Below are 26,396 nucleotides of genomic sequence, written 5' to 3'. Positions count from 1 at the left end.
GCGTCCGGTACCCGAAGAGGACCGGAACGATCAGTCGAGGAACCAGGGCAGGCTGTGGGCGAGCGGAGCGAGCCCGCTGTGGACGAAGTGCGCGTCGGCGGATGCCCCGGCCGAGCGCAGCGAGGTGGCGCATGAACGGGTCGGACGACTTCGCCGGGTTCGCCCCGCTCGCCGACGGCTTCGGCGATCCGGCCGATCCGGGCAACCGCCCGGCCCGCCTCGCCGTCGGCGTGGTCGGCACCGGGCGGGTGGGACCGGCCCTGGGCGCCGCCCTGCAGCTGGCCGGGCACACCGTGGTCGCCGCCTCGGGGGTGTCCGCCACCTCGCGGCGCCGCGCGGAGGCGCTGCTGCCGGGGGTGCGGGTGGTCACCCCGCCGCAGGTGCTGGCCGCGGCGGACCTGGTGCTGCTGACCGTCCCGGACGACGCGCTGGCCGACCTGGTGGCCGGCCTGGCCGCCACCGGTGCCGTCCGCCCCGGGCAGCTGGTGGTGCACACCTCCGGCGCGCACGGCGTGGGCATCCTGGAGCCCGCCACCCGGGCCGGGGCGCTGCCGCTCGCGCTGCACCCCGCGATGACCTTCACCGGCACCTCCGTCGACCTGGACCGGCTGGCCGGCTGCCCGTTCGGGGTCACCGCCCCCGAGGAGCTGCGGCCGGTCGCCGAGGCACTGGTGGTCGAGATGGGCGGCGAGCCCGAGTGGGTGCCCGAGCAGGTCCGCCCGCTCTACCACACGGCCCTCGCCCACGGCGCGAACCACCTGGTCACACTGGTCTCGCAGGCGATGGAGCTGCTGCGCACCGCCGGCGTCGCCGAGCCCGGCCGGCTGCTCGGCCCGCTGCTGGGCGCCGCCCTGGACAACAGCCTGCGCTCCGGCGACGCGGCCCTCACCGGCCCGGTCGCGCGGGGCGACGCGGGCACCGTGCGGCGCCACCTGGCGCAGCTCAGTACGGTGTCCCCGGACATCCCGGCGGCCTACCGGGCGATGGCCCGGGCCACCGCCCAGCGGGCGCTCGCCCACGGGACGATCGACGAGGCGTCGGCGACGGCGCTGCTGGACGTACTGAACGAGGAGAAGCACTGATGGCACGCGGCAAGCAGCCCGGCAGGTCCCAGCGGGAGCCGAAGGTCCACCGGGCCGTCGTCACGCACACCGTGGACGACTTCGAGGCCGCGTTCTGGCCGGACGAGCAGCCGGTCGACAACGCCGTCGTGATGACCATGGGCGCGCTGCACGAGGGGCACGCCGCCCTGGTCCGGGCCGCCCGCAAGCAGGTCGGCCGGGAGGGCCGGGTCGCGGTGACGGTCTTCGTCAACCCGCTGCAGTTCGGCGCCGGCGAGGACCTGGAGCGCTACCCGCGCACCCTGGAGGCGGACGTGCGGCTGGCCGAGGAGAACGGCGCCGACGTGGTGTTCGCGCCCTCCGTCGACGAGGTGTACCCGAACGGCGAGCCGCAGGTGCGCCTGACGGCCGGCCCGATGGGCGAGCGCTACGAGGGCGCCACCCGCCCGGGCCACTTCGACGGGGTGCTGACCGTCGTCGCCAAGCTGCTGCACATCACCGACCCGGACTTCGCGTTCTTCGGCGAGAAGGACGCCCAGCAGCTCGCGGTCATCCAGCGGATGGTCGCCGACCTGGACTTCGACGTCGAGGTCGTCGGCGTGCCGACCGCCCGCGCCGAGGACGGCCTGGCGCTGTCCTCGCGCAACCGCTACCTCTCGGAGGAGGAGCGCACCCGCGCCCTGGCGCTCTCCGGGGCGCTGTTCGCCGGCCGCGACGTGGCCGCGCAGGGCCCGAAGGCCGTCCGCGAGGCCGCCTCCGCCGTCCTGGACGGCGCGGAGGGTGTCACCCTTGACTACCTCGCCCTGATCGACCCGCACGACTTCACCGAGGCGGCGGACGACTTCCAGGGCGAGGCGGTGCTGGCCGTCGCCGCGAAGGTGGGCTCGACCCGCCTGATCGACAACGTCCGCATCATCGTCCGGTAAGCAGCAGTACCCCCTCAGGCATGCACTCACAGGAGGCGTGACCCCATGCTCCGCACCATGCTCAAGTCCAAGATCCACCGGGCCACCGTGACCCAGGCCGACCTGCACTACGTCGGCTCGGTCACGGTGGACGAGGACCTGCTCGACGCCGCCGACCTGCTCCCCGGCGAGCTGGTCCACATCGTCGACATCGACAACGGCGCCCGGCTGGAGACGTACACCATCGCCGGCCCGCGCGGCACCGGCGTGATCGGCATCAACGGCGCCGCCGCCCGCCTGGTCCACCCCGGCGACCTGGTCATACTCATCGCCTACGGGCAGATGGACACGGCCGAGGCCAAGGGCTACGAGCCGAAGATCGTCTTCGTGGACGAGCGGAACCGGATCACCGGCCTGGGCGGCGACCCGGCCGAGACCCCGGAGGGCAGCGGACTGCTCCGCGGCGACCGGGCGTACGGTGACGGCAACGGCGCGGCCCCGACCGCCGCGCGCTGAAGGAGCCACTGACGCCATGTCCGCCACGCACCGCCTCACCGCCCCGGCCCCGGGCTGGACCGCCACCACCGACGTGGTCGTGGTCGGCTCCGGCGTAGCCGGCCTCACCGTCGCCCTCAACGTCCGCAAGGCCGGCCTGCGGGCCATGGTGGTCACCAAGGCGATGCTGGACGACGGCTCCACCCGCTGGGCCCAGGGCGGCATCGCGGCCGCCCTGGGCGAGGGTGACACCCCCGAGCAGCACCTGGACGACACGCTGGTGGCCGGCGCCGGGATCTGCGACGAGGAGGCCGTCCGCACCCTCGTCACCGAGGGCCCGGACGCCGTCCGCCGGCTGATCGCGGTCGGCGCCGCCTTCGACCGCGGCGCCGACGGCGAGATCCTGCTCACCCGCGAGGGCGGCCACCACCGCCGCCGGATCGCGCACGCCGGCGGCGACGCCACCGGCGCCGAGATATCCCGCGCGCTGGTCGAGGCCGTCCGCAGCGACCCGGGCATCGAGCTGATCGAGCACGCGCTCGTCCTCGACCTGCTCACCGACGCCGACGGCCACGCCGCCGGCCTCACCCTGCACGTGATGGGCGAGGGGCAGCGCGACGGCGTCGGCGCCGTCCGGGCCCGCGCGGTGGTGCTCGCCACCGGCGGCATGGGCCAGGTCTTCTCGGCCACCACCAACCCGGCGGTCTCCACCGGGGACGGCGTGGCGCTCGCCCTGCGGGCCGGGGCCGCCGTCACCGACCTGGAGTTCGTCCAGTTCCACCCGACGGTGCTCTGGCTGGGCCCGGAGGCCGAGGGCCAGCAGCCGCTGGTCTCCGAGGCGGTCCGCGGCGAGGGCGCCCACCTGGTGGACGCGGACGGCGTCCGCTTCATGCTCGGGCAGCACGAGCTGGCCGAGCTCGCCCCCCGCGACATCGTCGCCAAGGCGATCACCCGGCGCATGCAGGAGCAGGGCGCCGAGCACATGTACCTGGACGGGCGGCACTTCGGTGCCGAGATGTGGGAGCAGCGCTTCCCGACCATCCTGGCCTCCTGCCGGGCGCACGGCATCGACCCGGTCACCGAGCCGATCCCGGTCGCCCCGGCCGCCCACTACGCCTCCGGCGGCATCCGCACCGATCCGCGGGGCCGCACCAGCGTCCCCGGGCTCTACGCCTGCGGTGAGGTCGCCTGCACCGGGGTGCACGGCGCCAACCGGCTGGCGTCCAACTCGCTGCTGGAGGGCCTGGTGTTCGCCGAGGCGATCGCCGCCGACCTGACCGCCCGGCACCGGGCCGGCGGGCTGCCCGAGCGCTCGGTGGACGTCGCCGCGGCGCGCGCCGCGCACCCGGTGCCGCTGCCCCCGTCCGAGGCCCGGGCCGAGATCCAGCGGCTGATGTCGCGCGGCGCGGGCGTGCTGCGCTCGGCCGCGTCGATGGCCGACGCCGCGGCCGGGCTCACCCTGCTCGCCGAGCAGGCCTACGCGCACGTCGCCGAGGAGAAGCCCGCCGACCCGCGGGTGGAGACCTGGGAGGCCGCCAACCTCCTGCTGGTCGCCACCGCCCTGGTCGCGGCCGCCGCGCAGCGCCGGGAGACCCGCGGCTGCCACTGGCGCGAGGACTTCCCCGAGCGCGACGACGCCCACTGGCGGCGCCACCTGATCACCACCCTCACCGCCTCCGGCGACCCCGTCAGCACCCCTGAGGAGCAGTAGAACCATGACCCACTCCCACGAGGACCTCCCCCTGGCCGACGCCCAGGGCGGCTGCGGCGACGGCTGCGCCTGCGGGGACGGCGAGGGCTACGAGACCGGCCTGGACCCGCAGCTCGCCGAGCTGCTGGAGGAGGCCGGGCTGGACCCGATCGAGGTCGAGGACATCGCCACCCTGGCGCTGGCCGAGGACCTGGCCGGCGGCGAGGACGTCACCTCGGTGGCCACCGTGCCCGCCGAGGCCGTCGCCACCGCCGACTTCACCGCCCGCGAGGCGGGCGTGGTGGCCGGCCTGCGGATCGCCGAGGCCGTCGTCTCGCTGGTCTGCGAGGAGGAGTTCGAGGTCGAGCGGCACGTCCAGGACGGCGACCGGGTCGAGGCCGGCCAGGTGCTGCTCTCCGTCCGCTCGCGCACCCGCGACCTGCTGACCGCCGAGCGCAGCGCGCTCAACCTGCTCTGCCACCTGTCCGGCATCGCCACCGCGACCCGGGCCTGGACGGACGCCCTGGAGGGCACCGGCGCGGTCGTCCGGGACACCCGCAAGACCACCCCGGGGCTGCGCGCGCTGGAGAAGTTCGCGGTCCGCTGCGGCGGCGGCGCCAACCACCGGATGGCACTGTCCGACGCCGCCCTGGTGAAGGACAACCACGTGGTCGCGGCCGGCGGCGTGGCCGAGGCCTTCCGGGCCGTCCGGGCCGCCTACCCCGACCTGCCGGTCGAGGTCGAGGTCGACACCCTGGAGCAGATCCCGCCGGTGCTGGAGGCCGGGGCCGACCTGATCCTGCTGGACAACTTCTCCGTCCCGCAGCTGAAGGAGGCCGTCGAGCTGGTGGCCGGCCGGGCCAAGCTGGAGTCCTCCGGCGGACTGACCCTGGCCACGGCGCGCGAGGTCGCCCAGACTGGTGTCGACTACCTGGCCGTGGGCGCGCTCACCCACTCCTCGCCGATCCTGGACATCGGCCTGGACCTGCGCGCCTGACCTCCGCCCCGACTCGCAGAAAGCGCCACATGCTCCTCACCATCGACGTCGGCAACACCCAGACCACGCTCGGCCTGTTCGACGGCGAGGAAGTGGTCGAACACTGGCGGATCTCCACCGATCCGCGCCGCACGGCCGATGAACTGGCGGTGCTGCTGCAGGGGTTGATGGGCAACCACACCGCGGTCCGGGAGGCCTCGGTGGAGGGGCTGGCGATCTGCTCGTCCGTCCCCGCCGTGCTCCACGAGCTCCGCGAGGTGACCCGCCGCTACTACGGCGACGTCCCCGCGGTGATCGTGGAGCCCGGCGTGAAGACCGGGGTGCACGTCCTGATGGACAACCCCAAGGAGGTCGGCGCCGACCGGATCGTGAACGCGCTGGCCGCCAACCACCTGTACGGCGGCCCGTGCATCGTGGTCGACTTCGGCACGGCGACGACGTTCGACGCCGTCAACGCCCGGGGCGACTACGTGGGCGGCGCGATCGCCCCCGGCATCGAGATCTCGGTGGAGGCGTTGGGCGTCCGCGGCGCCCAGCTGCGCAAGATCGAGCTGGCGCGGCCGCGCAACGTGATCGGGAAGAACACCGTCGAGGGCATGCAGTCCGGGATCCTGTACGGCTTCGCCGGCCAGGTGGACGGACTGGTCGAGCGGATGGCCCGGGAGCTCTCCAAGGACCCGGACGACGTCCAGGTGATCGCCACCGGCGGGCTGGCCCCGCTGGTCCTCGGCGAGGCCACCACCATCGACGTGCACGAGCCCTGGCTCACCCTGATCGGCCTGCGGCTCGTCTACGAACGCAACCGGCCCAGCTAGGGCGCGGGCCCGGCGCGGCCCGTCGGGCCCGACCACGGGGTGTCCGGCGCGACGTTACCGACAAATCGGATATTCCTCACGTAGTGTCAGCCCATGCCTACGCCACACGGATCGCGCGGCGGCATGGCCTTCAGCGCCGACGAAGTCCGCGTGCTGCGCCGCGCCCTCGCCCAAGCCCTGCACCCCGCCGCCCCCGTCCACCTCCAAGGCCCCGGCCACCCGGCGTTCTCCGGACCCGGCGCCGAACTGTGGGCGGAGGACGTCCAGGACGCGCTGCGCCTGACCGAGGCGATCGACGAGGCCGTCCAGGAGGGCGGCCGGCTGCGCGCCTTCCTGCTCGCCGACCTCGGGCGCTACCGGGCCGCCCTGCCCGGCAGCGCACCCGGCTACCTGGAACGCCTGGAGGAGGCCGTCACCGACGGCTACCTCCCCGGCCCCGAGGACCTCACCGCGCTGCGCGGACTGACCCGCCAGCCCTGCGGCCACCACGAACGCGCCCGCCGCTCCCGGCTGGCCGGCCGCTGCCACGCACTCGCCGAGGCCGCCGTCCGCGAACGGCTCGCCCTCACCGCCGGGCAGCCCCGCCACCTCGTCGCCGTACCGAGCCCCGCCGCACCCCCGAGCAGTCTCCCCACCCCTGTTGGAGGACGGATCACGATGAGCAGCACCGACTCCCCCGCCGAGCGGCCCACCGCCCCCCAGACCGCCCCGGCCCGGCCGCACCGGATGCCGACCCCGGCCGAGCTCTTCGGCCGCCGTCCCAAGCCCCCGGCCCACCCCGCGCCGGCCGCGCCGCCCGCCCCGGCCGGCCCCGAGGAGATCGAGCTCGCCACCGGCACCGGCTGAGCCGGCCGGAGCACCGAGGGGGGCCGCCGACGCGGCCCCCCTCACCCGTATCCCGTGGCGGAGCACCGTGTGTGGCTGGCTACCCTTGTGGGGTGAGCGATCAGAGCCCAATCCCCGCGACCGACGACCTTCCCGAGCAGATGCGCGTCCGGCGCGAGAAGCTGGACCGGCTCCGGGCCGCCGGCATCGACCCCTACCCGGTCGGCTTCCCCCGCACCACCACCATCGCGGACCTGCGCGCCAAGCACCCCGACCTGGAGCCGGACACCGCGACCGGTGAGCGGGCCGGCGTCACCGGTCGCGTGATCCTCTCCCGCACCGGCGGCAAGCTCTGCTTCGCCACCCTGCGCGACGGCACCGGCGACCTCCAGGTGATGTTCTCCCTGGACAAGCTCGGCCCGGAGCGGCTGGCGGCCTGGAAGGCCGACATCGACCTCGGCGACCAGGTGGGCGTCGAGGGCGAGGTGATCACCTCCAAGCGCGGCGAGCTGTCGGTGATGGTGGACCGCTGGGAGCTCACCGCCAAGTGCCTGCGCCCGCTGCCGGACAAGCACAAGGGCCTGACCGACCCGGAGGCCCGGGTCCGCCAGCGGTACGTCGACCTGATCGTCAACCCCGAGGCCCGCGAGATCCTGCACCTGCGCAGCAAGGTGGTCCGCTCGATCCGCCGCACCTACGAGGACCGCGGCTACATCGAGGTCGAGACCCCGATGCTGCAGCCGGTGCACGGCGGCGCCAACGCGCGTCCGTTCAAGACGCACATCAACGCGTACGGCATCGACCTGTACATGCGCATCGCCCCCGAGCTGTACCTCAAGCGGCTCGTGGTCGGCGGCGCCGAGAAGGTCTTCGAGATCAACCGCAACTTCCGCAACGAGGGCGCGGACTCCACCCACAACCCGGAGTTCACCTCGCTGGAGTCGTACGAGGCCTACGGCGACTACGACACCCAGGCCGAGCTGATCCGCGCGACGATCGTCAACGCGGCCCGGGACGCGCTGGGCACCACGGTGATCAAGGGCCTCGACGCGCACGGCGTGGAGCACGAGATCGACCTGGCCGAGCCGTGGGAGGAGGTCTCCGTCTACCCGGGCATCTCCGCCCGCCTGGGCGCCGAGGTCACCCCCGACACCGGCGTCGAGGAGCTGCGCAAGCTCGCCACCGAGCACGGCATCCCGTTCGAGAAGGACTGGGGCCACGGGCAGATCGTGCTGGAGATGGTCGAGCGCCTGCTGGAGGAGAACGCCGTCCGGCCGACCTTCATCAAGGACTACCCGACCGAGGTCTCCCCGCTCACCCGCCAGCACCGCTCCGTCCCGGGCGTGGCCGAGAAGTGGGACCTGGTGATCTTCGGCACCGAGATCGGCACCGCCTACTCCGAGCTGGTCGACCCGGTCGAGCAGCGCGCCCGGCTGACCGCGCAGTCCCTGCTGGCCGCCGGCGGCGACGTCGAGGCCATGCAGGTCGACGAGGACTTCCTGCGGGCGCTGGAGTACGCGATGCCGCCGACCGGTGGCCTCGGCCTCGGGGTGGACCGCCTGATCATGCTGCTGACCGGCAAGAACATCCGGGAGACGGTGCTCTTCCCGCTGGTGAAGCCGGAGCCGAAGGCATCCGCCGCGACGGCGGAGAAGACCGAGGAGGAGTGACCTGATGGACTACGTCAGCGCGATCGTGCCGCCGCTGGTCATGGCGATCGGCTTCGGCTTCCTGGTGCGGGCCATCGTCCGCTCGCAGGGCGGGGCCCAGAAGGCCAAGGAAGACCTCGACTGACCCGCCGGCGCACCCGCGACCGACGGGGTCAGCCGCCCGAACGACCGGCGCGCCGCCATTCCCGATTCCGGGGTGGCGGCGCGCCGGTTTGGCGCACTTCACAAGATTTGCCCCATTCACTCCCTATCCTGGCCGCACTATGGTCCGGCAACTCGGCGAACTTGAGAACGCCATCATGACCCGGGTGTGGCGGTGGAACCGACCGGTGACGGTTCGCGAGGTTCTCCTGGATCTGCAGTCGGAACGCGAAATCGCGTACACCACGGTGATGACCGTCCTGGACAAGCTCCACAGAAAGGGCTGGCTGCGCCGCGAGCGGGTGGGCCGGGCCTATCGATATGAGCCGGTCTCCTCCCGCGAGGCCTACACCGCGGCGCTGATGAACGACGCCTGGGCCACCGGCGACAATCCGGCCGCGGCCCTGGTGCACTTCTTCGGCCTGATGTCGCCCGAGCAGCGCGAGGCGCTGCGGGACGCCTTGCGGGTGGCCGCACTGTTCCCGTCCGATCCGGCCCCGGCGGATTCCCCGCCGCCGCCCGGAGCCGATACCGGGGAGACCGGGCCGGGGCCGACGCGATAACGTCCCGGCATGGAGGTCACCATCCGCCGTGCGCGGACAACCGACGTGCGGGCCGTGCGCGGGCTCGTCGACGCCTACTCGCGCGACGGGATTCTGCTGGACAAGCCCACGGTCACGCTGTTCGAATCCGTCCAGGAGTTCTGGGTCGCGGAACGCGACGACGACGGCACGGTGGTGGCGTGCGGAGCACTCCACGTGATGTGGGAGGACCTGGCCGAGGTCCGCACGCTCGCGGTCGACCCGTCCTGCCGGGGCTTCGGGGTCGGACACCTGCTGTTGGAGAAGCTGGTGCAGACCGCCCGCTGGCTCGGCGTCCGTCGGATTTTCTGCTTGACGTTCGAGGTCCCCTTCTTCGCGAAACACGGTTTCGTCGAGATCGGCGAGGTTCAGGAAACCGATGATGGTACGACAGACCCGGCGGCGATCGCTACGGATGTCTATGAAGAACTTCTCCGCTCGTACGATGAAGGTGTCGCGGAGTTCCTTGACCTCGAGCGCGTGAAGCCCAACACACTGGGCAACTCACGCATGCTGCTCCACCTCTGAGCGGCTCCGCGCCGGTCAAGGGTTTGTGTTTTCCGGAGAAAGGCGCTTTCCTTTCCTTAGGCAATGGGTCGTTTAGCGGAAAGGGAAGCCCGTGGCACAGAGGGTGCAGGTCATTCTTGAAGACGATCTCGACGGCGGTTCGGCGGACGAGACGGTGACGTTCGCGCTCGACGGCGTTGCCTACGAGATCGACCTGAAGAGCGCCAACGCGGACAAGCTCCGCGGTCTGCTGGCGCCGTACGTCGAGAAGGGCCGCAAGCAGAGCGGCCGGCTCGCCGGGGCACGTCGCCCGGGCCGCGGCACGGCGCCGCGCCCCACCGGCGGGGGTGCGCCCGACACCGCGAAGATCCGCGCGTGGGCCAAGGAGCAGGGCATGGAGGTCAACGACCGCGGCCGGGTGCCGAGCACGGTCCGCGAGGCCTACGACAAGGCCAACGCCTCCTGATCCCGGCGCCGCCGGCACGCCGGAGCGGGTGCGGGGCCCCGGCGGCCGCGCACGGCGCCGACGACACACGCGCGGGGCGCGGAGGAATCTCCTCCGCGCCCCGCGGCGCGCGCCCGGAGGGCCTGCGCGCCACCGGCGCCGGGGGGCGTCCGGGGCGTGGGCCGGGGCGGCGGAACAATCACGAGCTGTGCAACGCTGTAGGAGCGAAGCGGTAACGCCGACACCACCGATGGCGTACCGGTCGACGCGGCGGGCACTGAACCACCGTCACCGCGGCCCGACTTCTCGCCAGGCGAACACCGCCACCGCGGAAACTGCGCGAGAACCGCCCCGATACCGGGTATGAATGCAGGTGGACGGGTTCTCCGACCCGTCCAGGGGCAGTATGTGCGACCGGCCGGGGACGGTCCGGCTCCGCCCCGGCGGCTCTTGTTCGCCGATGGCGTAGCGGTATCCGGTGCATCCGGGCCACCTGTGGGAACACCGTTTCCCAACATCAGGTTGGGATTGGTGTCGGCTGGTCGCGCAGCATCTCGCTCCCGTACCGGGGAGTGAATCCGTGGGCCGCGCCGCTGAGCGGGACTAGCATGCGGAAGGACAGGGCGGGGACCGACCCCGAACTGCCCGACCGCTCTGAGGAGCGATAAACGATGTTCGAGAGGTTCACCGACCGCGCGCGGCGGGTTGTCGTCCTGGCTCAGGAAGAAGCCCGGATGCTCAACCACAACTACATCGGCACCGAGCACATCCTCCTGGGTCTGATCCACGAGGGCGAGGGCGTCGCCGCCAAGGCCCTGGAGAGCCTCGGGATTTCTCTTGAGGCCGTTCGCCAGCAGGTCGAGGAGATCATCGGCCAGGGCCAGCAGGCCCCGTCCGGTCACATTCCCTTCACCCCCCGGGCGAAGAAGGTCCTGGAGCTGTCGCTCCGGGAGGCCCTGCAGCTCGGCCACAACTACATCGGCACCGAGCACATCCTGCTCGGCCTGATCCGCGAGGGCGAGGGCGTCGCCGCCCAGGTCCTGGTCAAGCTGGGTGCCGACCTCAACCGGGTGCGCCAGCAGGTCATCCAGCTGCTCTCCGGTTACCAGACGAGCGGCGGCAAGGAGTCGGCCACGGCCGGCGGGCCCGCCGAGGGCACCCCGTCGACCTCGCTGGTCCTGGACCAGTTCGGCCGCAACCTCACCCAGGCCGCCCGCGAGGCCAAGCTCGACCCGGTGATCGGGCGCGAGAAGGAGATCGAGCGGGTCATGCAGGTGCTGTCCCGCCGCACCAAGAACAACCCCGTCCTGATCGGCGAGCCCGGCGTCGGCAAGACCGCCGTCGTCGAGGGCCTGGCGCAGGCCATCGTCAAGGGCGAGGTCCCCGAGACGCTCAAGGACAAGCAGCTCTACACGCTGGACCTGGGCGCGCTGGTGGCCGGCTCGCGCTACCGCGGTGACTTCGAGGAGCGCCTGAAGAAGGTGCTCAAGGAGATCCGCACCCGCGGCGACATCATCCTGTTCATCGACGAGCTGCACACCCTGGTCGGCGCGGGCGCCGCCGAGGGCGCCATCGACGCCGCCAGCATCCTCAAGCCGATGCTGGCCCGCGGCGAGCTGCAGACCATCGGTGCCACCACCCTGGACGAGTACCGCAAGCACCTGGAGAAGGACGCCGCGCTGGAGCGCCGCTTCCAGCCGATCCAGGTCGCCGAGCCGTCGCTGCCGCACACCATCGAGATCCTCAAGGGTCTGCGCGACCGCTACGAGGCCCACCACCGGGTCTCCATCACGGACGCCGCGCTGGTCGCCGCCGCCACCCTGGCCGACCGCTACATCTCGGACCGCTTCCTGCCGGACAAGGCGATCGACCTGATCGACGAGGCCGGTTCCCGGATGCGCATCCGCCGGATGACCGCGCCGCCGGACCTGCGCGAGTTCGACGAGAAGATCGCCGACGTGCGCCGCGAGAAGGAGAGCGCGATCGACGCGCAGGACTTCGAGAAGGCCGCGTCCCTGCGCGACGACGAGAAGCAGCTCCTGCAGGCCAAGGCCAAGCGCGAGAAGGAGTGGAAGGCCGGCGACATGGACGTCGTCGCGGAGGTGAACGAGGAGCTCATCGCCGAGGTCCTGGCCACCGCCACCGGCATCCCGGTCTTCAAGCTGACCGAGGAGGAGACCTCGCGCCTGCTGCGCATGGAGGACGAGCTGCACAAGCGCGTCATCGGCCAGAAGGACGCCATCAAGGCGCTCTCCCAGGCCATCCGGCGCACCCGTGCGGGCCTCAAGGACCCGAAGCGTCCCGGCGGCTCGTTCATCTTCGCCGGCCCGTCCGGCGTCGGTAAGACCGAGCTGTCCAAGACGCTCGCCGAGTTCCTCTTCGGCGACGAGGACGCGCTGATCGCGCTCGACATGTCCGAGTTCTCCGAGAAGCACACCGTCTCCCGGCTCTTCGGTTCGCCCCCCGGCTACGTGGGCTACGAGGAGGGCGGCCAGCTGACCGAGAAGGTCCGCCGCAAGCCGTTCTCGGTCGTCCTCTTCGACGAGGTCGAGAAGGCCCACCCGGACATCTTCAACTCGCTGCTGCAGATCCTGGAGGACGGTCGCCTGACCGACTCCCAGGGCCGCGTGGTCGACTTCAAGAACACCGTCATCATCATGACGACCAACCTCGGCACCCGGGACATCTCCAAGGGCTTCAACCTGGGCTTCGCGGCCACGGGTGACACCCAGACCGGGTACGAGCGGATGAAGGCGAAGGTCGGCGAGGAGCTCAAGCAGCACTTCCGCCCCGAGTTCCTGAACCGCGTCGACGACATCGTGGTGTTCCACCAGCTGTCCGAGGACGACATCATCCAGATCGTCGACCTGATGATCGCCAAGGTGGACGAGCGGCTCAAGGACAAGGACATGGGCCTGGAGCTCGGTGTCGAGGCCAAGAAGCTGCTGGCCAAGCGCGGCTACGACCCGATCCTCGGAGCCCGTCCGCTGCGCCGCACCATCCAGCGCGAGATCGAGGACCACCTCTCCGAGAAGATCCTCTTCGGCGAGCTGCGGGCCGGCCACATCGTCGTCGTGGACGTCGAGGGCGAGGGCAAGGACGCCAAGTTCACCTTCCGCGGGGAGGAGAAGTCGGCCGTCGCGGACACCCCGGCCGCGGTTGCCTCGTCCGGTCCGGACCTGACGAAGTAGCAACATTTAACAGACAACTTCACAGCCACCGAGCCCCCGGCGTCCGCGCCGGGGGCTCGGTGCGTTCCGGGCCCGCGGGCCGCGGGTTCCGGCTGACCGGAATCTGCGGCTTCGGGGCGGGATGGTACGGATGCGTCCCATTTCTCAGTAAGCTTTAACGAGCATACGGTTGACATATGGTCAGCTGATGGGAAGTCGCGGAGCATAGCGCCGTGACCATGTCAGGGTCAAGGTCTATCTTTTCCGTCCACGCTTGTATCAAATGACGTCCACCTGTCTTTCATTTTGGTTTGCCGGGCTTTGGCCAAGAGCTGGCCCCGGTCGGGGAGGACGTCACAACGTTGAAGCACACCAGGAGAACCGCTGCGGTGGCCACGGCCGCGGCGGTCATAGTCACGCTTGGCGCGGGCATGTTCCCGGGCACCGCCGTCGCCGCCGGTTCGGCCCCCGTGCCGAAGGACCCGGCCGAGGCCGTCCAGAGCACTGAGCACAACTTTCCCGGCCCGCTGACCGGGAAGGTGGAGGCCGAGCAGAAGGCCGCCACCGAGCAGCTGCTCGCCGGCACCGCGAAGGTCGAGGAGCACAACGGCAGCACCAGCGTGAAGCTGGGCAAGGACAAGTACGTGGAGCTCGCCCGCGAGCGCACGGACAAGATCTTCACCATCCTGGTCGACTTCGGCGACCAGGTGGACAACACCACCAAGACGGCGGACGGCAAGGTCAAGTACGGGGGTGAGCCCGGCCCGAAGCACAACGAGATCGCGCAGCCGGACCGCGCCACCAACAACTCGACCGCCTGGCAGGCCGACTACAACCAGCAGCACTACCAGGACCTGTACTTCAGCAAGGACAAGCCCTCGCTGAAGACCTTCTACGAGAAGCAGTCCTCGGGCCGCTACTCGGTCGACGGCGTGGTCTCGGACTGGGTGCGCGTTCCGTGGAACGAGGCCCGCTACGGGTCCGACTACTGCGGCTCCAACGTCTGCGCCAGCGCGCAGGACCTGATCCGCGACGCCGTGGACATCTGGTACAAGGACCAGCTGGCCAAGGGTCAGACCGACGCCCAGATCAAGGCGACGCTGGCCCAGTACGACCAGTGGGACCGCTACGGGTCGCACCACGACGGGAACTTCAACCAGCCCGACGGGTACATCGACCACTTCCAGATCGTGCACGCCGGCGAGGACAAGTCGGCCGGTGGCGGCAAGCAGGGCAGCAAGGCCCTGTGGGCGCACCGCTCGTACGTCTACGGCAACCTGACCGGCCAGGCCGGCCCCGAGGGCAACAAGCTCGGTGGCGTCCAGGTCGGCAGCTCCGGTCTCTGGATCGGCGACTACACGATGCAGCCCGAGAACGGCGGCCTCGGCGTCTTCGCCCACGAGTACGGCCACGACCTCGGTCTGCCGGACCTGTACGACACCGCCGGCAAGGGCATCGACAACTCGGTCGGCTTCTGGTCGCTGATGTCCTCCGGTTCCTGGCTGGGCGAGGGCAAGGACGCGATCGGCGACATGCCGAACGACCTCGACGCCTGGAGCAAGCTGCAGCTCGGCTGGCTGAAGTACGACAAGGCCACCGCGGGCAAGGAGTCGACCCACCACATCGGTCCGGTCGAGTACAACAGCGCCCTCCCGCAGGCCCTGGTCGTCGACCTGCCGAAGAAGAGCATCACCACCGACATCAACAAGCCGTTCGCCGGCACGTCGGAGTGGTGGAGCGGCAGCGCCGACAACCTGAACGTCACGCTGACCCGCGAGGTCGACCTGACCGGCAAGACCAAGGCCAGCATCAACGCCAAGGCCTGGTACGAGCTGGAGCCGGACTTCGACTACGCGTTCGGCGAGGTCTCCACCGACGGTGGCAAGACCTGGACCGTCGTGGACGGCACCTGGAACGGCGCCGCGCTGCCGAAGGAGAACGGCCGCCCGGCCGTCAACGGCCTCGCCGCCACGTGGGGCGACCTGTCCTTCAACCTGGACGCCTACGCCGGCCAGAAGGTCCAGTTCCGCTACCACAACACCACCGACGGCGGCCTGCACTACCGCGGCTTCGCGGTGGACGACATCTCGGTGACCGCGGACGGCGCCACCGTCTTCAGTGACGACGTCGAGAAGGGTGACAACGGCTGGACGTCCGCCGGCTTCACCCGCTTCGGCGGCTCGTACACCAAGGACTACGCGCAGTACTACATCGCCGAGAACAAGCAGTACGTCTCGTTCGACCAGACCCTGAAGACCGGCCCGTACAACTTCGGCTTCGCCGACAAGCCGAGCTGGGTCGAGCACTACGCGTACCAGCCCGGCCTGCTGATCTGGTACTGGGACGAGTCGCAGACCGACAACAACGTGAGCGCCCACCCGGGCCACGGCCTGGTCCTGCCGGTCGACTCGCACCCGGCCACCATGAAGTGGTCGGACGGCACCCTGATGCGTCCGCGCATGCAGGGCTTCGACTCCACCTTCGGTTCCCGCAAGGTTCCGGCGCTGACCCTGCACAAGGCCGGCGTCGAGACCACGATCCCGAAGTCCAAGGGCGTCGACGAGTTCTCGGACCTGAAGTCCTGGTGGTCCAAGGACAACCCGTACAGCGGCGTGGACGTCCCGAAGACGGGCACCAGCATCGAGGTCGAGAACGAGTCCTCGAACTACCTGGAGACCTGGATCCGGGTCCGTCCGGTCGACAACTGATCGATCGAGCAGTAGCGATCAGCCTGTGACCAGGCGCATCTGAACACACCTCGGCCGGCCCGTCCCCGCACTGCGCGGGGGCGGGCCGGTCGTCCTTGCACCGGGCCCCGCCGCTACCCGACCTTGCCGCCGGCCGGCAGCCGGTCGAGGAAGGCGGCGGCCGCCCCGGCGACCTCGGCGGCCGTCCAGTCGAGCGCGGCCGCGGCCACCGTGACCTCCGTCATCGACAGCCCCGGCAGGTCGCGCTCGCGCCAGCCGCCGAACAGCCCGGTCCCGGTGTCCTCGGCCAGCCCCAGCGTGGCCTCCTCCAACTCCTCGGCGCGGTACGGCAACCAGAGCTGGAACTGGTGGGTGTGCGGCGGGGCCGGGTGCACCCGGGCGCCCGGGACCGCGGCGAAGGCGGCGGCCAGCGCCGCGGCGACCGTCCGGGCGTGGGCCACGTACCGGTCCAGCCGCGGGAGTTCGTCGTCCAGCCCGGCCAGCGCGGCCAGCACCGCCGGCCACTGCTGGTAGACCTGGCCGCCGTACCGGTGCCGCCAGGCCCGGGCGGTGCGGACGAAGCCCGCGGCGCCGGCCAGCGCGGCGCCGCTGACCCCGCCGAGCGTCTTGTAGAAGGAGACGTAGACCGAGTCGGCCAGCCCGGCGATCTCCGGCAACGAGTGGCCCAGGTGCCGCACCGACTCCCAGATCCGGGCGCCGTCCACGTGCAGCGCCGCGCCGTGCTCCGCCCGGACCACCTCCGCCAGCGCCGTCAGCTCCGCCCAGTCGGGCAGCACGAACCCGGCCTCGCGCAACGGCAGCTCGAGGCTGAGCGCGGCGTACGGCTCGTCGAAGGCGCGCAGCTCGGCGGCGGTGGGCTGGCGGGGCGCGATGGTCGGCCAGACGCTGCGCAGTCCGGTCAGCACCCCGAGCGCCTGCCGCTCGGCCCGGTCGGTGTGGGCCAGCGGGTGCGTCGCGACGGTGCGCAGCCCGGCGGCCTCGGCGTGGATCCGCAAGGCGACCTGCTGGGCCATCGTGCCGGTGGGGAAGAAGGCCGCGTCCTCGGTGCCCAGCAGGTCGGCGACCCGGCGCTCCAGGGTGCGGACCACGCCGTCGCCGTACTGGTCCGGCCGGTGGTCCAGGCCGCCGTCCGCGGCCGCGAGGGCGGCGAGGCGTTCGCGCATGCTCTGCGGCCGGGCGCCGGACAGGATCCGCTCGCAGCCCCGCAGGGCGGCGAAGCGGCGGTCCGGGAGGCTCGGGCGGTCACTGCCGTCGGGGTCTTCGCTCCTGTTGCCATACATGCGTCGATGGTCCCGCAGCGGGCCCGTCAGGTCAGCGGCGCGGACCGCGAAAGGCCCCGGGGCCGGCACAAACCCCGCTGCGGCGTGGGACTGGTCACAGGGGCCGGAGGGGGTACGAGCGGCGGTAGTAGGCGGCCCGGCGGGCCCGGCGGCCGCCGCGGACCGGTGGTGGTCGATCCGACCCCGTGATCGTCGCTCCGCCGGACCGGATCCCGGGCGCGACGCCGACTACCCGCCGTAGTACGTCACACCGTTTGGGGCTGCGCCCGGTGACGGTTACACCTGAGTGGTCCCCGCGCAGCACACCCCGAACGGGTCCTTCCGTGCTGCCCTCGTACGACCGTGAGGTACGGCAACCGATGTCCTCTGTCCCGCCCGTGGGGCCCGCGCTGCGCCGGCTCGCCGCCCGCGCCGCCGCCCAGGCCGCGGCCTGGCAGCCCCGGCTCGGCCACGCCGTCCGCACCCACGCCGCCGCACCGCTGCGCGCGCTCGCCACGCCCCGTCACGCCACCCTGCCGGGCAGCCGTCAGCGCGCCGACCGGGACCACGCGGTGGCCTCGGCGGGCGTGGTCGCCGCCCTGCTCGCCGGCGGGCTGCTGGTGGCCGCCCCCGGCAGCGCCTCGGCGCACACCGTCCGGCCCACCACCCCGGGCAGCTCGGCCTTCACGGCACCGCAGGCCGCGGTGCCCAGCCCCGGGATCGTCCAGGTGTCGGGGCCGAGCTCCTACCGGCTCCCCGGCGGCGGGGACTCGGCGCAGGATTCCGTCGCGGTGGCCGCCAACCTGCTGCCGACCGAGCCGCCGGCCGCCGCCGCAGCGCCCGCGGACCCGGCCCCCGCCCCGGCACCCGCCGCCGAGCCCGCCCCGGCCACGGCACCCGCACCCGCCCCGGCGCCCGCGCCCGAGTGGTCGGCGCCCGCCCCCGGTGCACGGACCAGCAACCCGTACGGGAAGGCCAACGCCGAGTACGCCGCCGGGTACCACACCGGGGTGGACTTCGCGGTCGCCCCGGGCACCCCGCTGCTGGCGGTCGGCAACGCGACCGTGGTGTCGGCCGGTTGGGACGGCGCGTACGGCAAGGAGGTCGTGCTGCGGCTGGCGGACGGGCGCTACGCGCAGTACGCGCACATGTCCTCGCTCGCCGTCTCGGCGGGCGACAGGGTGTCGGCCGGCGAGCGGATCGGGCGCTCCGGGAGCACCGGCAACTCGACCGGGCCCCACCTGCACTTCGAGATCCGCACCAGCAACCACTACGGCGCGGTGGTCAACCCGATCGCGTACCTCGCGGGGCACGGCGTCACCGACTTCTGACCCCGGGTCCGCGCCCTGTCCGCCCGGGGGCGGACGGGGCGGACGGTCAGGGGCGCGCGGGGGCGGGGTGGCTGATCCGGCCGCCGATCTCCAGGGCGACCACCCGGGCCGCCGCGATCGCGTCCTCCAGGGTGGCCGCGACCTGTGAGGTCTCGCCCCAGACGTTGTCGGTCCGGCCACACTCGGAGTCGTCCTGCTTGAGCAGGAACAGCGACGAGTGGACGGTGAACAGGGACATCGCGGCGCGCAGCCGGTCCTGGAAGTCGGCGTCCGGCCCGTGCACCAGCTGGATCATGGTGATCATGCGGTCCCGGAACGCCAGCCCGGCCGGGGACTCGCGCAGCGCGGGCTGGTTCTCGTGGAAGAAGCGCAGCAGCGGCGCCCGCTCGGCCATCCCGTCCGCGAAGCGGCGGATCAGCTCGTCCCGCATCTCCGGGCTCCAGGACTGCTCGCGGCCCCACGCGATGGTCTCGTCGATCGGCGCGGCCATCCGCTCGACGATGCCGAGGACGATGTCGTCCTTGGTCTTGAAGTGGTAGTAGAGCGCGGCCTTGGTGACGCCGAGGCGGTCGGCGATCTCGCGCAGTGAGGTCTGCTCGTAGCCCTGCTCGGAGAAGAGCTCCAACGACACCTCGATGATGCGAGCCCGGGTGTCGCTGCGGGGGCTGTGCGGAGTGCCCATGGCCTGCCTCATGACTGCGTCGGTGACTGCTGCGGACCCCGGTGGCGTCCGCCCCGGGCCCATTCTCCCTGCCCGGACGGCCGCTCGGGAAACTGGCTTGACGGCCGGCTAGTACACAACTTACCGTGCCGACGGTACACCAAACTAGCCGGGCGACAAGTAAGTAGTCAGCCAGCAGGCACGCACGGCCTCCGCTCGTCCGCGACACCCCCGGGAGACACCACCTCATGTCACAGTCCAAGACCGCCGGGCCGGCACCGGAGGAGCAGACGGCCGAGGAGGAACAGCCGCGGTCGCCCCGCGAGATCCGCCTCGTGATGGTCGGCCTGGTCGTCACCATGCTGCTGGCCATGCTCGACAACCTGATCGTCGGCACCGCGATGCCGACGATCGTCGGTGACCTCGGCGGCGCCGAGCACCTGTCCTGGGTCGTCACCTCCTACACCCTGGCCACCGCCGCCTCCACCCCGATCTGGGGCAAGCTCGGCGACCTCTACGGCCGCAAGGGCACCTTCCTCACCTCGATCGTGATCTTCCTGGTGGGCTCGGCGCTGTCCGGCCTCTCGCAGAACATGAACGAGCTGATCGGCTTCCGCGCCCTCCAGGGCCTGGGCGCCGGCGGTCTGATGGTCGGCGTCATGTCGATCATGGGCGCGCTGGTCCCGCCGCGCGACCGCGGCAAGTACCAGGGCATGTTCGCCGCGGTGATGGCCCTCGCCACCATCGGCGGCCCGCTGATCGGCGGCTTCATCACCGACCACCTCAGCTGGCACTGGACCTTCTACATCAACCTGCCGCTCGGCGTGGTCGCGCTCGCCGTGGTCGTCGCCACCCTGAAGCTCCCGAAGGTCCGCAACACGGCCCGGATCGACTACCTGGGCGCCCTGCTGCTCACCACCGGCATCGTCTCGCTCACCCTGATCACCACCTGGGGCGGCCAGCAGTACGCCTGGGGCTCCAAGCAGATCCTCGGTCTGGCCGCGCTCTCCGCCGCCTCGCTGATCGCCTTCTGCTACGTCGAGCAGCGGGTGCAGGAGCCGATGCTGCCGCTGAGCCTGTTCAAGAACCTCAACTTCACCCTGGTCTCGATCATCGGCTTCATCGTCGGCTTCGTGATGTTCGGCTCGACCGTCTTCCTGCCGCTCTACCAGCAGATCGTCCAGGGCGCCTCGGCCACCAACTCCGGGCTGCTGCTGATGCCGATGATGTTCGGCATGCTGGTCGTCTCGCTGGTGGTCGGCCAGGCCGTCACCAAGACCGGCAAGTACCGGATCTACCCGATCATCGGCACCGTCGTGATGACCGGCGGCATGGTGCTGCTCTCCACCATGGGCACCGGGACCAGCAGCTTCACCTCCGCCTGCTGGATGGTCGTGCTCGGCGCCGGCATGGGCTTCCTGATGCAGATCACCATGCTCGTCGCGCAGAACAGCGTCGAGCTCAAGGACATGGGCGTGGCCAGCTCCACCGCCACCCTGTTCCGCACCATCGGCGGCTCCTTCGGCGTCGCGCTCTTCGGCGCGCTGTTCAACAACCGGGTCACCGAGACCATGAAGGAGCGGCTCGGCGAGCAGGCCACCGCGGGCGGCGGCGGGGTGAAGGACCCGGGCCAGATGAGCCCGGCCGCCCTGCGCAAGCTCCCCGACACCATCCAGGACGCCTACCACCACGCGGTGTCCAACGGCCTGCACACCGTCTTCCTGTGGGGCGCGGCGGCGGCCGTGATCGCCATCGCCGCCGCGGTGTTCCTGCGCGAGGTGCCGCTGCGCGGCGTCGGCACCGGCAAGGAGGACAAGGCGGCCGAGGCCTCGCTGGAGGCGGCGGCCATCTGATCCGCCCGACGTGCCGAAGGCGCCCCCGGATCCGTGCTCCGGGGGCGCCTTCGTGCGTCCCCGCGTCCCCGCGGGCCCGGGGGCACCAGGTGCCCCGGGGTGTCCCGCGGGCGCCTTCGGACACCGGGAGCGCGAACGGGCGGGCCGGGCCGTAGCGCGGAGGCGTCGGCTACTGGGGCAGCCGGTAGACGCCCTGCTCGACCGGCTCGACCAGGCCGTCCGCGACCAGTCCGTCCAGCGCCCGGGCCCGCTGCACCGCGTCGGGCCAGACCTCGTCCAACCGCGCCTGCGGCACCGCGCCGTGCGCCTCCCGCAGCACCGCGAGCAGCTTGCCGCGCACCTGCCGGTCCGTCCCCTCGTAGGTCTGGCCGCGCCGGGCCGGGCCCTCGTACGGCGGGCGGCCGGCCCGCTGCCAGGCGCAGTGGGCGAACAGCGGGCAGTCCCCGCACTCCGGGCCGCGTGCGGTGCAGACCAACGCGCCCAGCTCCATCACGCCGACCGCCCAGGTGGCCGCCGTCTCGGCGTCGTCGGGCAGCAGCGCGGTCGCCGTACGGCGCTCGGCGGCCGTGGTGGCCTGGGCCGGGTACTCGACGCCGGTGACGGCGCGGGCGAACACCCGGCGGACGTTGGTGTCCAGCACCACGTGCCGCTGGCGGAAGGCGAAGGAGGCGACCGCGGCGGCGGTGTACTCCCCCACTCCGGGCAGCGAGAGCAGCGTCGCGTGGTCGTCCGGCACCTCGCCGCCGTGCTCCTCGGTGATCGCCACCGCGGCCGCGTGCAGCCGCAGCGCGCGGCGCGGGTAGCCGAGCCGGCCCCACATCCGGACCGCCTCGCCGGGCGCGTCGGCCGCGAGGGCCGCCGGGGTGGGCCAGCGGGTCAGCCAGGCCTCCCAGGCGGGCAGTACGCGCTTCACGGGGGTCTGCTGGAGCATGAACTCGCTCACCATGACCGCCCAGGGCGTCGCGTCGGGCGTCCGCCAGGGCAGGTCGCGCTTTCCGGCCTCGTACCAGTCGAGGACGGTCGCGTGGAAGAGCGGCAGGGGCATCGGCAACCGGACGGCCTCCGGTGCGGAGCCGGTCGGAGCAACGGGAACGGGGGTGATGGCAGCCATGGCCCTTCGATCCTCCCATGCCCGGCGGCCCCGGCCGAAGCGGAGGTCGAGGCTCCGGACAATTCGGTGAACCGCGGGGAAATCACCGCTTCGGGGCTCCCTCGAACGGCGCAAATGGCGGATCATGTGAAGGAAGGGGCGACTGTGCAGTGTTGGTGAGTCAATCGCCACACACAGTCTCGTAGAGTTTGGGCGTGCCCTCTCTGCGTCAACCCGTGGGACCTCTGCCGGCCTCGATCTACTGGCGCCGGCGCCTCGTCATGCTCGCCGCCGTCGCGGCGGTCGTCTCCCTGATCGCCTGGCTGATGACCGATCAGGGCGGTGACGGCGGATCACAGAGCAAGGCCGCCCAGGCCGTTCCGTCCCAGTCCCAGACCCCCGCCCAGGCCATCACGCCCGGAGCCTCGCCCAGCGGCCCGGCGGCCCGCCCCGGCGGCGGCAGCGGCGGTGGCGGCAGCCAGAGCGGCGGCCCGGTGGCCGGCTCCGGCGGCGGCGAGGTCAGCCTCAGCACCGGCGGCACCGGCGGAGCCCCCAACCCGGCCCCCGCCACGGGCGGATCGGGCGGTGGCGCGGCCGCGGGCGGTGCCTCCGGCGGGACGGGTGGTCCGGGTGCCTCGGGCGGCACCGGCGGCGCGGGTGCCGCGGGCGGGTCGGGCGGCTCGGGCGGCGCCCCTGCGGTGAACACGGCCGAGGTGATGGCCCTGCCGGTCTGCGTCTCCTCCCAGGTCACCCTGGAGCTGACCGGCGCCCAGAACTCGTACCAGCCCAAGGACAAGCCCCGGCTCTCGCTCACCGTGAAGAACGCCTCCGGCACCAACTGCCGGGTGGACCTGGGCCGGACTGCCTCCGCGATCACCGTGACCGCCAGCAACGGCGACCGGATCTGGTCCTCCGGCGACTGCCCGAGCGACCGCGGCAGCGCCTGGGTGCAGATCCCGGCCAACAACGGCATGACCGAGACCTTCACCTGGGACCGCAGCCGCAGCAAGCCGCAGTGCGCCACCGCGGACGCGACGGCCCCGGCCGCCGGCACCTACCTGGTGGTCGCCGACCTCACCGGACTCTCCGGCGGGCAGGTCTCGGCGCGCTCCTCGATCCGCCTGGAGAGCTGAGGCACCCTCGGCTCCACGCGAAGCCCCCACCGCCGGACCGGTTCCGGCGGTGGGGGCTTCGGCGTTCGGCGGCGGGGCGCGGCGGGACGTGCGAAGGCCCCCGGGAGACCTGCTCTCCGGGGGCCCGGGCGGAGGCGCCGCGAGACGGGCGCCCCCGGTCAGACGTAGCGTTCCAGGATGGACGATTCGGCAAGGCGGGACAGGCCCTCCCGGACCGAGCGGGCCCGGGTCTCGCCGACGCCCTCGACCGTCTGCAGGTCGTCGATGCTGGCGGCGAGCAGCTTCTGCAGACCGCCGAAGTGCTCGACCAGGCGCTCTATCACCGTGTTGGGCAGACGCGGGATCTTCGCCAGCAGCCGGTAGCCGCGCGGCGAGACCGCGGAGTCCAGCGACTCCGGGGAGCCCGAGTAGCCGAGCGCCTTGGCGACCGTCTGGAGGTCCAGCAGTTCGGCGTGGGTGAGCGCCTCCAGATCGGCCAGCACCTCGTTGACCGTGCGGCCCTTCTTGGCGGCGCGCTCCGGGAAGTAGTCCCGGGCGACCAGCTCCCGCTCCGGCTCCACGCCCGCGATCAGCTCGTCCAGCTGGAGCGAGAGCAGACGGCCGTCGATGCCGAGCTCCAGCACGTAGCCGGCGATCTCGGTGGCGATCAGCCGGACCATCTCCAGCCGCTGGGCGACGGCGGTGACGTCCCGGACCGTCACCAGGTCCTCGATCTCCAGCGCGGAGAGCGTGCCGGCGACCTCGTCCAGGCGCAGCTTGTAGCGCTCCAGGGTGGCCAGCGCCTGGTTCGCGCGGGACAGGACGGTGGTCGAGTCCTCCAGCACCCGGCGGGTGCCGTTCACGTACATCGCGATCAGCCGCATCGAGTGTGAGACCGCCACCACCGGGAAGCCGGTCTGCCGGTTGACGCGCTCGGCGGTGCGGTGGCGGGTGCCGGTCTCGTCGGTGGGGATGGTGGAGTCCGGCATCAGGTGCACGCCGGCCCGGACGATCTTGGTGATGTCCTTGTCCAGCACCACCGCGCCGTCGAGCTTGCACAGCTCGCGCAGGCGGGTGGCGGTGAACTCCACGTCCAGGACGAAACCACCGGTGCAGATCGACTCGACCGTCTTGTCGAAACCGAGCACGATCAGGCCGCCGGTGTTGGCCCGGAGCACCCGCTCCAGGCCGTCGCGCAGCCCCGTGCCGGGCGCGATGGCGGTGAGGGAGGCCCGCAGCAGGGCCTCCTCACGGGAGGCCTTGTCCGCCCCCCGGTCGCTGGCTGCCACGTGACTCCTCCGGTCGACCCCGTGCCGCGCGCCTCGCGCCGTGCGCCGGTCCGCGGTCTGTTGCTCTGTCGCTCAGTACCGCTCGGTACTGCCTACTGGCCAATGAGACTGGGGAAAGTCTAACTGCGTGCGGCATCGACAGGGCTTGGGTCAGCGCAGTTCGTCGGAGTCGAGCGGCTCCCAGCCGTCCATCAGCTCCTCCGGATCGGCGACGACCCGGGCCGAACGGGGGGCCGGCGGCGCCGACGGTGCCTCACCACGGGGCTTGGCGGCGGCCCGGCGGCGGCCCGGGATCGCCCGCAGCGCCTCGCCGATGTCGGCCACCTCCACCACCTTCATGCCCGGCGGCACCTTGCCCGGGTCCGGCGGCACGAGGGCGTGCGTGAAGCCCAGCCGGTGCGCCTCGGCGAGCCGCCGCTGCACACCCGTCACCCGCCGCACCTCGCCCGCCAGGCCGACCTCGCCGATCGCCACCAGGTTGCTGGGCAGCGGGGTGTCGGAGGAGGAGCTGGCCACCGCGAGCGCGACCGCGAGGTCGGCGGACGGCTCGCTCAGCTTCACCCCGCCCACCGTCGCGGTGTAGATGTCCTGCTTGCCGAGCTTCACCCCGCCGTGCCGCTCGACCACCGCCAGGATCATCGCGATCCGCGGCGACTCCAGGCCCGAGGTGGTGCGCCGCGGCGACGGGATCTGCGAATCCACCATCAGCGCCTGCACCTCCGCGACCAGCGGCCGCTTGCCCTCCAGCGTGACGGTGAGGCAGGTGCCCGGGACGGGCTTGTCACGCCTGGTCAGGAAGAGGCCGGACGGATCCGCCAGACCGGCGATGCCCTCGTCGTGCAGCTCGAAGCAGCCGACCTCGTCCGTCGCGCCGTAGCGGTTCTTGACCCCGCGGATGAGCCGCAGCCGGGCGTGGCGGTCCCCCTCGAAGCTGAGCACGACGTCCACCAGGTGCTCCAGCAGGCGCGGGCCCGCGATCTGGCCGTCCTTGGTGACGTGGCCGACCAGCAGCGTGGCCATGCCGCGCTCCTTGGACGCCCGGATCAGCGCGCCCGCCACCTCGCGGACCTGGGCCGGGCCGCCGGGGGCGCCGTCCAGCTCGGCGGAGGCGATGGTCTGCACCGAGTCCAGGATCAGCAGGCCGGGGTTGACCGCCTCGACGTGCCCGAGCACGGCGCCGAGGTCGGACTCGGCGGCGAGGTAGAGGTGGTCGGAGAGGGCGTTGATGCGGTCCGCCCGCAGCCGCACCTGGCCGGCCGACTCCTCGCCCGTGACGTAGAGGGTGCGGTGCTGGTCGGAGGCCGCCTTGGCCGCGACGTCCAGCAGCAGGGTGGACTTGCCGACGCCGGGCTCGCCCGCCAACAGGACCACCGCGCCCGGGACCAGCCCGCCGCCGAGCACCCTGTCCAGCTCCGGAACGCCCGTCGAACGCGCCGTCGCGACCTGGCCGTCGACCTGGGCGATCGGGCGGGCGGGCGCGCTGACCGGGCCGGCGGCGGTCGTCCGGATCGGCACCGCGCCGTACTCCTCGACCGTGCCCCAGGCGTTGCACTCCGGGCAGCGGCCGACCCACTTGGGCAGCTGGTTGCCGCACTCGGTGCAGCGGTACGCCGGGCGCGGCTTGGCGGTGGTCTTGGTACGGGCAGCCATGCGGCCACCGTAGCGCCTGGGTCTGACACCGCCGGACGAGCGCGGGGCGCGGGCCCCTCGCAGGCGCTCCGCCCGGCGGGGTGCACGGGCCGGGGCCGGGGGGTACACGGGCCGGGGCGGGCGGATGCACGGGCCGGGGCC

At 72.4% G+C, this 26,396-nt stretch carries 21 protein-coding genes; 16 read left to right on the top strand and 5 right to left on the bottom strand.

Annotated elements, in window-relative coordinates:
• Positions 1 to 131: 131 nt before the first annotated feature.
• The 13 genes from ACFYUY_RS19890 (at position 132) to ACFYUY_RS19830 (ending at position 16,010) form a co-directional block, all read left to right on the top strand.
• A complete protein-coding gene (locus ACFYUY_RS19890; protein WP_360212746.1) occupies positions 132 to 1,082 on the top strand; it encodes a DUF2520 domain-containing protein in 951 nt (316 codons plus the stop codon).
• Positions 1,082 to 1,987 carry a pantoate--beta-alanine ligase gene (gene panC / locus ACFYUY_RS19885; RefSeq protein ID WP_360212744.1) on the top strand — a complete coding sequence of 302 codons (906 nt, stop codon included), beginning with the start codon at positions 1,082 to 1,084 and terminating at the stop codon, positions 1,985 to 1,987. The genes ACFYUY_RS19890 and panC overlap by 1 nt, the downstream gene beginning before the upstream one ends.
• Before the next feature lie 45 nt (positions 1,988 to 2,032).
• A complete protein-coding gene (panD, locus tag ACFYUY_RS19880; protein ID WP_360212742.1) occupies positions 2,033 to 2,482 on the top strand; it encodes an aspartate 1-decarboxylase in 450 nt (149 codons plus the stop codon).
• A 16-nt stretch (positions 2,483 to 2,498) separates the two neighbouring features.
• The gene (locus ACFYUY_RS19875) at positions 2,499 to 4,172 is read left to right on the top strand and encodes an L-aspartate oxidase (RefSeq protein ID WP_387902064.1); all 1,674 of its coding nucleotides are present in this window, start codon (positions 2,499 to 2,501) and stop codon (positions 4,170 to 4,172) included.
• Between the two features lie 4 nt (positions 4,173 to 4,176).
• The gene (gene nadC, locus ACFYUY_RS19870; RefSeq protein ID WP_360212738.1) at positions 4,177 to 5,148 is read left to right on the top strand and encodes a carboxylating nicotinate-nucleotide diphosphorylase; all 972 of its coding nucleotides are present in this window, start codon (positions 4,177 to 4,179) and stop codon (positions 5,146 to 5,148) included.
• 29 nt (positions 5,149 to 5,177) lie between these two features.
• Positions 5,178 to 5,963, top strand: a complete 786-nt coding sequence (locus ACFYUY_RS19865; RefSeq protein WP_360212736.1) for a type III pantothenate kinase — start codon at positions 5,178 to 5,180, stop codon at positions 5,961 to 5,963.
• 93 nt (positions 5,964 to 6,056) lie between these two features.
• On the top strand, positions 6,057 to 6,809 hold the full coding sequence (locus tag ACFYUY_RS19860; protein ID WP_360212734.1) for a hypothetical protein: 753 nt from the start codon (positions 6,057 to 6,059) through the stop codon (positions 6,807 to 6,809).
• A 92-nt stretch (positions 6,810 to 6,901) separates the two neighbouring features.
• Positions 6,902 to 8,458 (top strand): bifunctional lysylphosphatidylglycerol synthetase/lysine--tRNA ligase LysX, encoded by a 1,557-nt coding sequence (gene lysX / locus ACFYUY_RS19855; RefSeq protein WP_387902061.1) that lies wholly within the window; start codon positions 6,902 to 6,904, stop codon positions 8,456 to 8,458.
• 263 nt (positions 8,459 to 8,721) lie between these two features.
• Positions 8,722 to 9,162 (top strand): BlaI/MecI/CopY family transcriptional regulator, encoded by a 441-nt coding sequence (locus tag ACFYUY_RS19850; protein WP_360212732.1) that lies wholly within the window; start codon positions 8,722 to 8,724, stop codon positions 9,160 to 9,162.
• Positions 9,163 to 9,171: 9 nt separating this feature from the next.
• Positions 9,172 to 9,708: an amino-acid N-acetyltransferase gene (locus ACFYUY_RS19845; protein WP_360212730.1), complete on the top strand. Its 537-nt coding sequence runs from the start codon at positions 9,172 to 9,174 to the stop codon at positions 9,706 to 9,708.
• Between the two features lie 91 nt (positions 9,709 to 9,799).
• The gene (locus ACFYUY_RS19840) at positions 9,800 to 10,153 is read left to right on the top strand and encodes an Lsr2 family protein (protein WP_360212728.1); all 354 of its coding nucleotides are present in this window, start codon (positions 9,800 to 9,802) and stop codon (positions 10,151 to 10,153) included.
• A gap of 650 nt (positions 10,154 to 10,803) precedes the next feature.
• Complete coding sequence (locus ACFYUY_RS19835) at positions 10,804 to 13,323, top strand: ATP-dependent Clp protease ATP-binding subunit (RefSeq protein ID WP_360212726.1); 2,520 nt, start codon at positions 10,804 to 10,806, stop codon at positions 13,321 to 13,323.
• A 410-nt stretch (positions 13,324 to 13,733) separates the two neighbouring features.
• Positions 13,734 to 16,010 (top strand): immune inhibitor A domain-containing protein, encoded by a 2,277-nt coding sequence (locus ACFYUY_RS19830; protein WP_360212724.1) that lies wholly within the window; start codon positions 13,734 to 13,736, stop codon positions 16,008 to 16,010.
• 113 nt (positions 16,011 to 16,123) lie between these two features.
• Here ACFYUY_RS19830 and ACFYUY_RS19825 read toward each other — a convergent pair whose 3' ends face one another.
• Positions 16,124 to 17,290, bottom strand: coding sequence for a beta-eliminating lyase-related protein (locus ACFYUY_RS19825; RefSeq protein ID WP_360212722.1), 1,167 nt, complete (start codon positions 17,288 to 17,290; stop codon positions 16,124 to 16,126).
• A 359-nt stretch (positions 17,291 to 17,649) separates the two neighbouring features.
• Between ACFYUY_RS19825 and ACFYUY_RS19820 the strand changes: the two genes are divergently transcribed.
• On the top strand, positions 17,650 to 18,600 hold the full coding sequence (locus ACFYUY_RS19820) for a M23 family metallopeptidase (RefSeq protein WP_387902055.1): 951 nt from the start codon (positions 17,650 to 17,652) through the stop codon (positions 18,598 to 18,600).
• A gap of 46 nt (positions 18,601 to 18,646) precedes the next feature.
• Here ACFYUY_RS19820 and ACFYUY_RS19815 read toward each other — a convergent pair whose 3' ends face one another.
• A complete protein-coding gene (locus tag ACFYUY_RS19815; protein ID WP_360212718.1) occupies positions 18,647 to 19,282 on the bottom strand; it encodes a helix-turn-helix domain-containing protein in 636 nt (211 codons plus the stop codon).
• Positions 19,283 to 19,509: 227 nt separating this feature from the next.
• Between ACFYUY_RS19815 and ACFYUY_RS19810 the strand changes: the two genes are divergently transcribed.
• A complete protein-coding gene (locus tag ACFYUY_RS19810) occupies positions 19,510 to 21,114 on the top strand; it encodes an MDR family MFS transporter (protein WP_387902052.1) in 1,605 nt (534 codons plus the stop codon).
• A gap of 169 nt (positions 21,115 to 21,283) precedes the next feature.
• Here ACFYUY_RS19810 and ACFYUY_RS19805 read toward each other — a convergent pair whose 3' ends face one another.
• On the bottom strand, positions 21,284 to 22,225 hold the full coding sequence (locus ACFYUY_RS19805; RefSeq protein ID WP_387902049.1) for an A/G-specific adenine glycosylase: 942 nt from the start codon (positions 22,223 to 22,225) through the stop codon (positions 21,284 to 21,286).
• A 215-nt stretch (positions 22,226 to 22,440) separates the two neighbouring features.
• On the opposite strand from ACFYUY_RS19805, the gene ACFYUY_RS19800 reads away from it, so the two are divergent.
• Positions 22,441 to 23,337: a hypothetical protein gene (locus ACFYUY_RS19800; protein WP_387902046.1), complete on the top strand. Its 897-nt coding sequence runs from the start codon at positions 22,441 to 22,443 to the stop codon at positions 23,335 to 23,337.
• A 158-nt stretch (positions 23,338 to 23,495) separates the two neighbouring features.
• Here the strand turns inward: ACFYUY_RS19800 and disA are convergent, their stop codons facing one another.
• Together disA and radA are read right to left on the bottom strand one after the other, a co-directional pair.
• Positions 23,496 to 24,554 (bottom strand): DNA integrity scanning diadenylate cyclase DisA, encoded by a 1,059-nt coding sequence (gene disA / locus ACFYUY_RS19795; protein WP_360212808.1) that lies wholly within the window; start codon positions 24,552 to 24,554, stop codon positions 23,496 to 23,498.
• 201 nt (positions 24,555 to 24,755) lie between these two features.
• Complete coding sequence (gene radA, locus ACFYUY_RS19790) at positions 24,756 to 26,255, bottom strand: DNA repair protein RadA (protein ID WP_360212712.1); 1,500 nt, start codon at positions 26,253 to 26,255, stop codon at positions 24,756 to 24,758.
• Positions 26,256 to 26,396 lie beyond the last annotated feature (141 nt).

This window comes from Kitasatospora sp. NPDC004745 (assembly GCF_042873275.1).
Classification (GTDB): Bacteria; Actinomycetota; Actinomycetes; order Streptomycetales; family Streptomycetaceae; genus Kitasatospora.
This window is presented reverse-complemented; position numbering and strand designations above follow the sequence as displayed.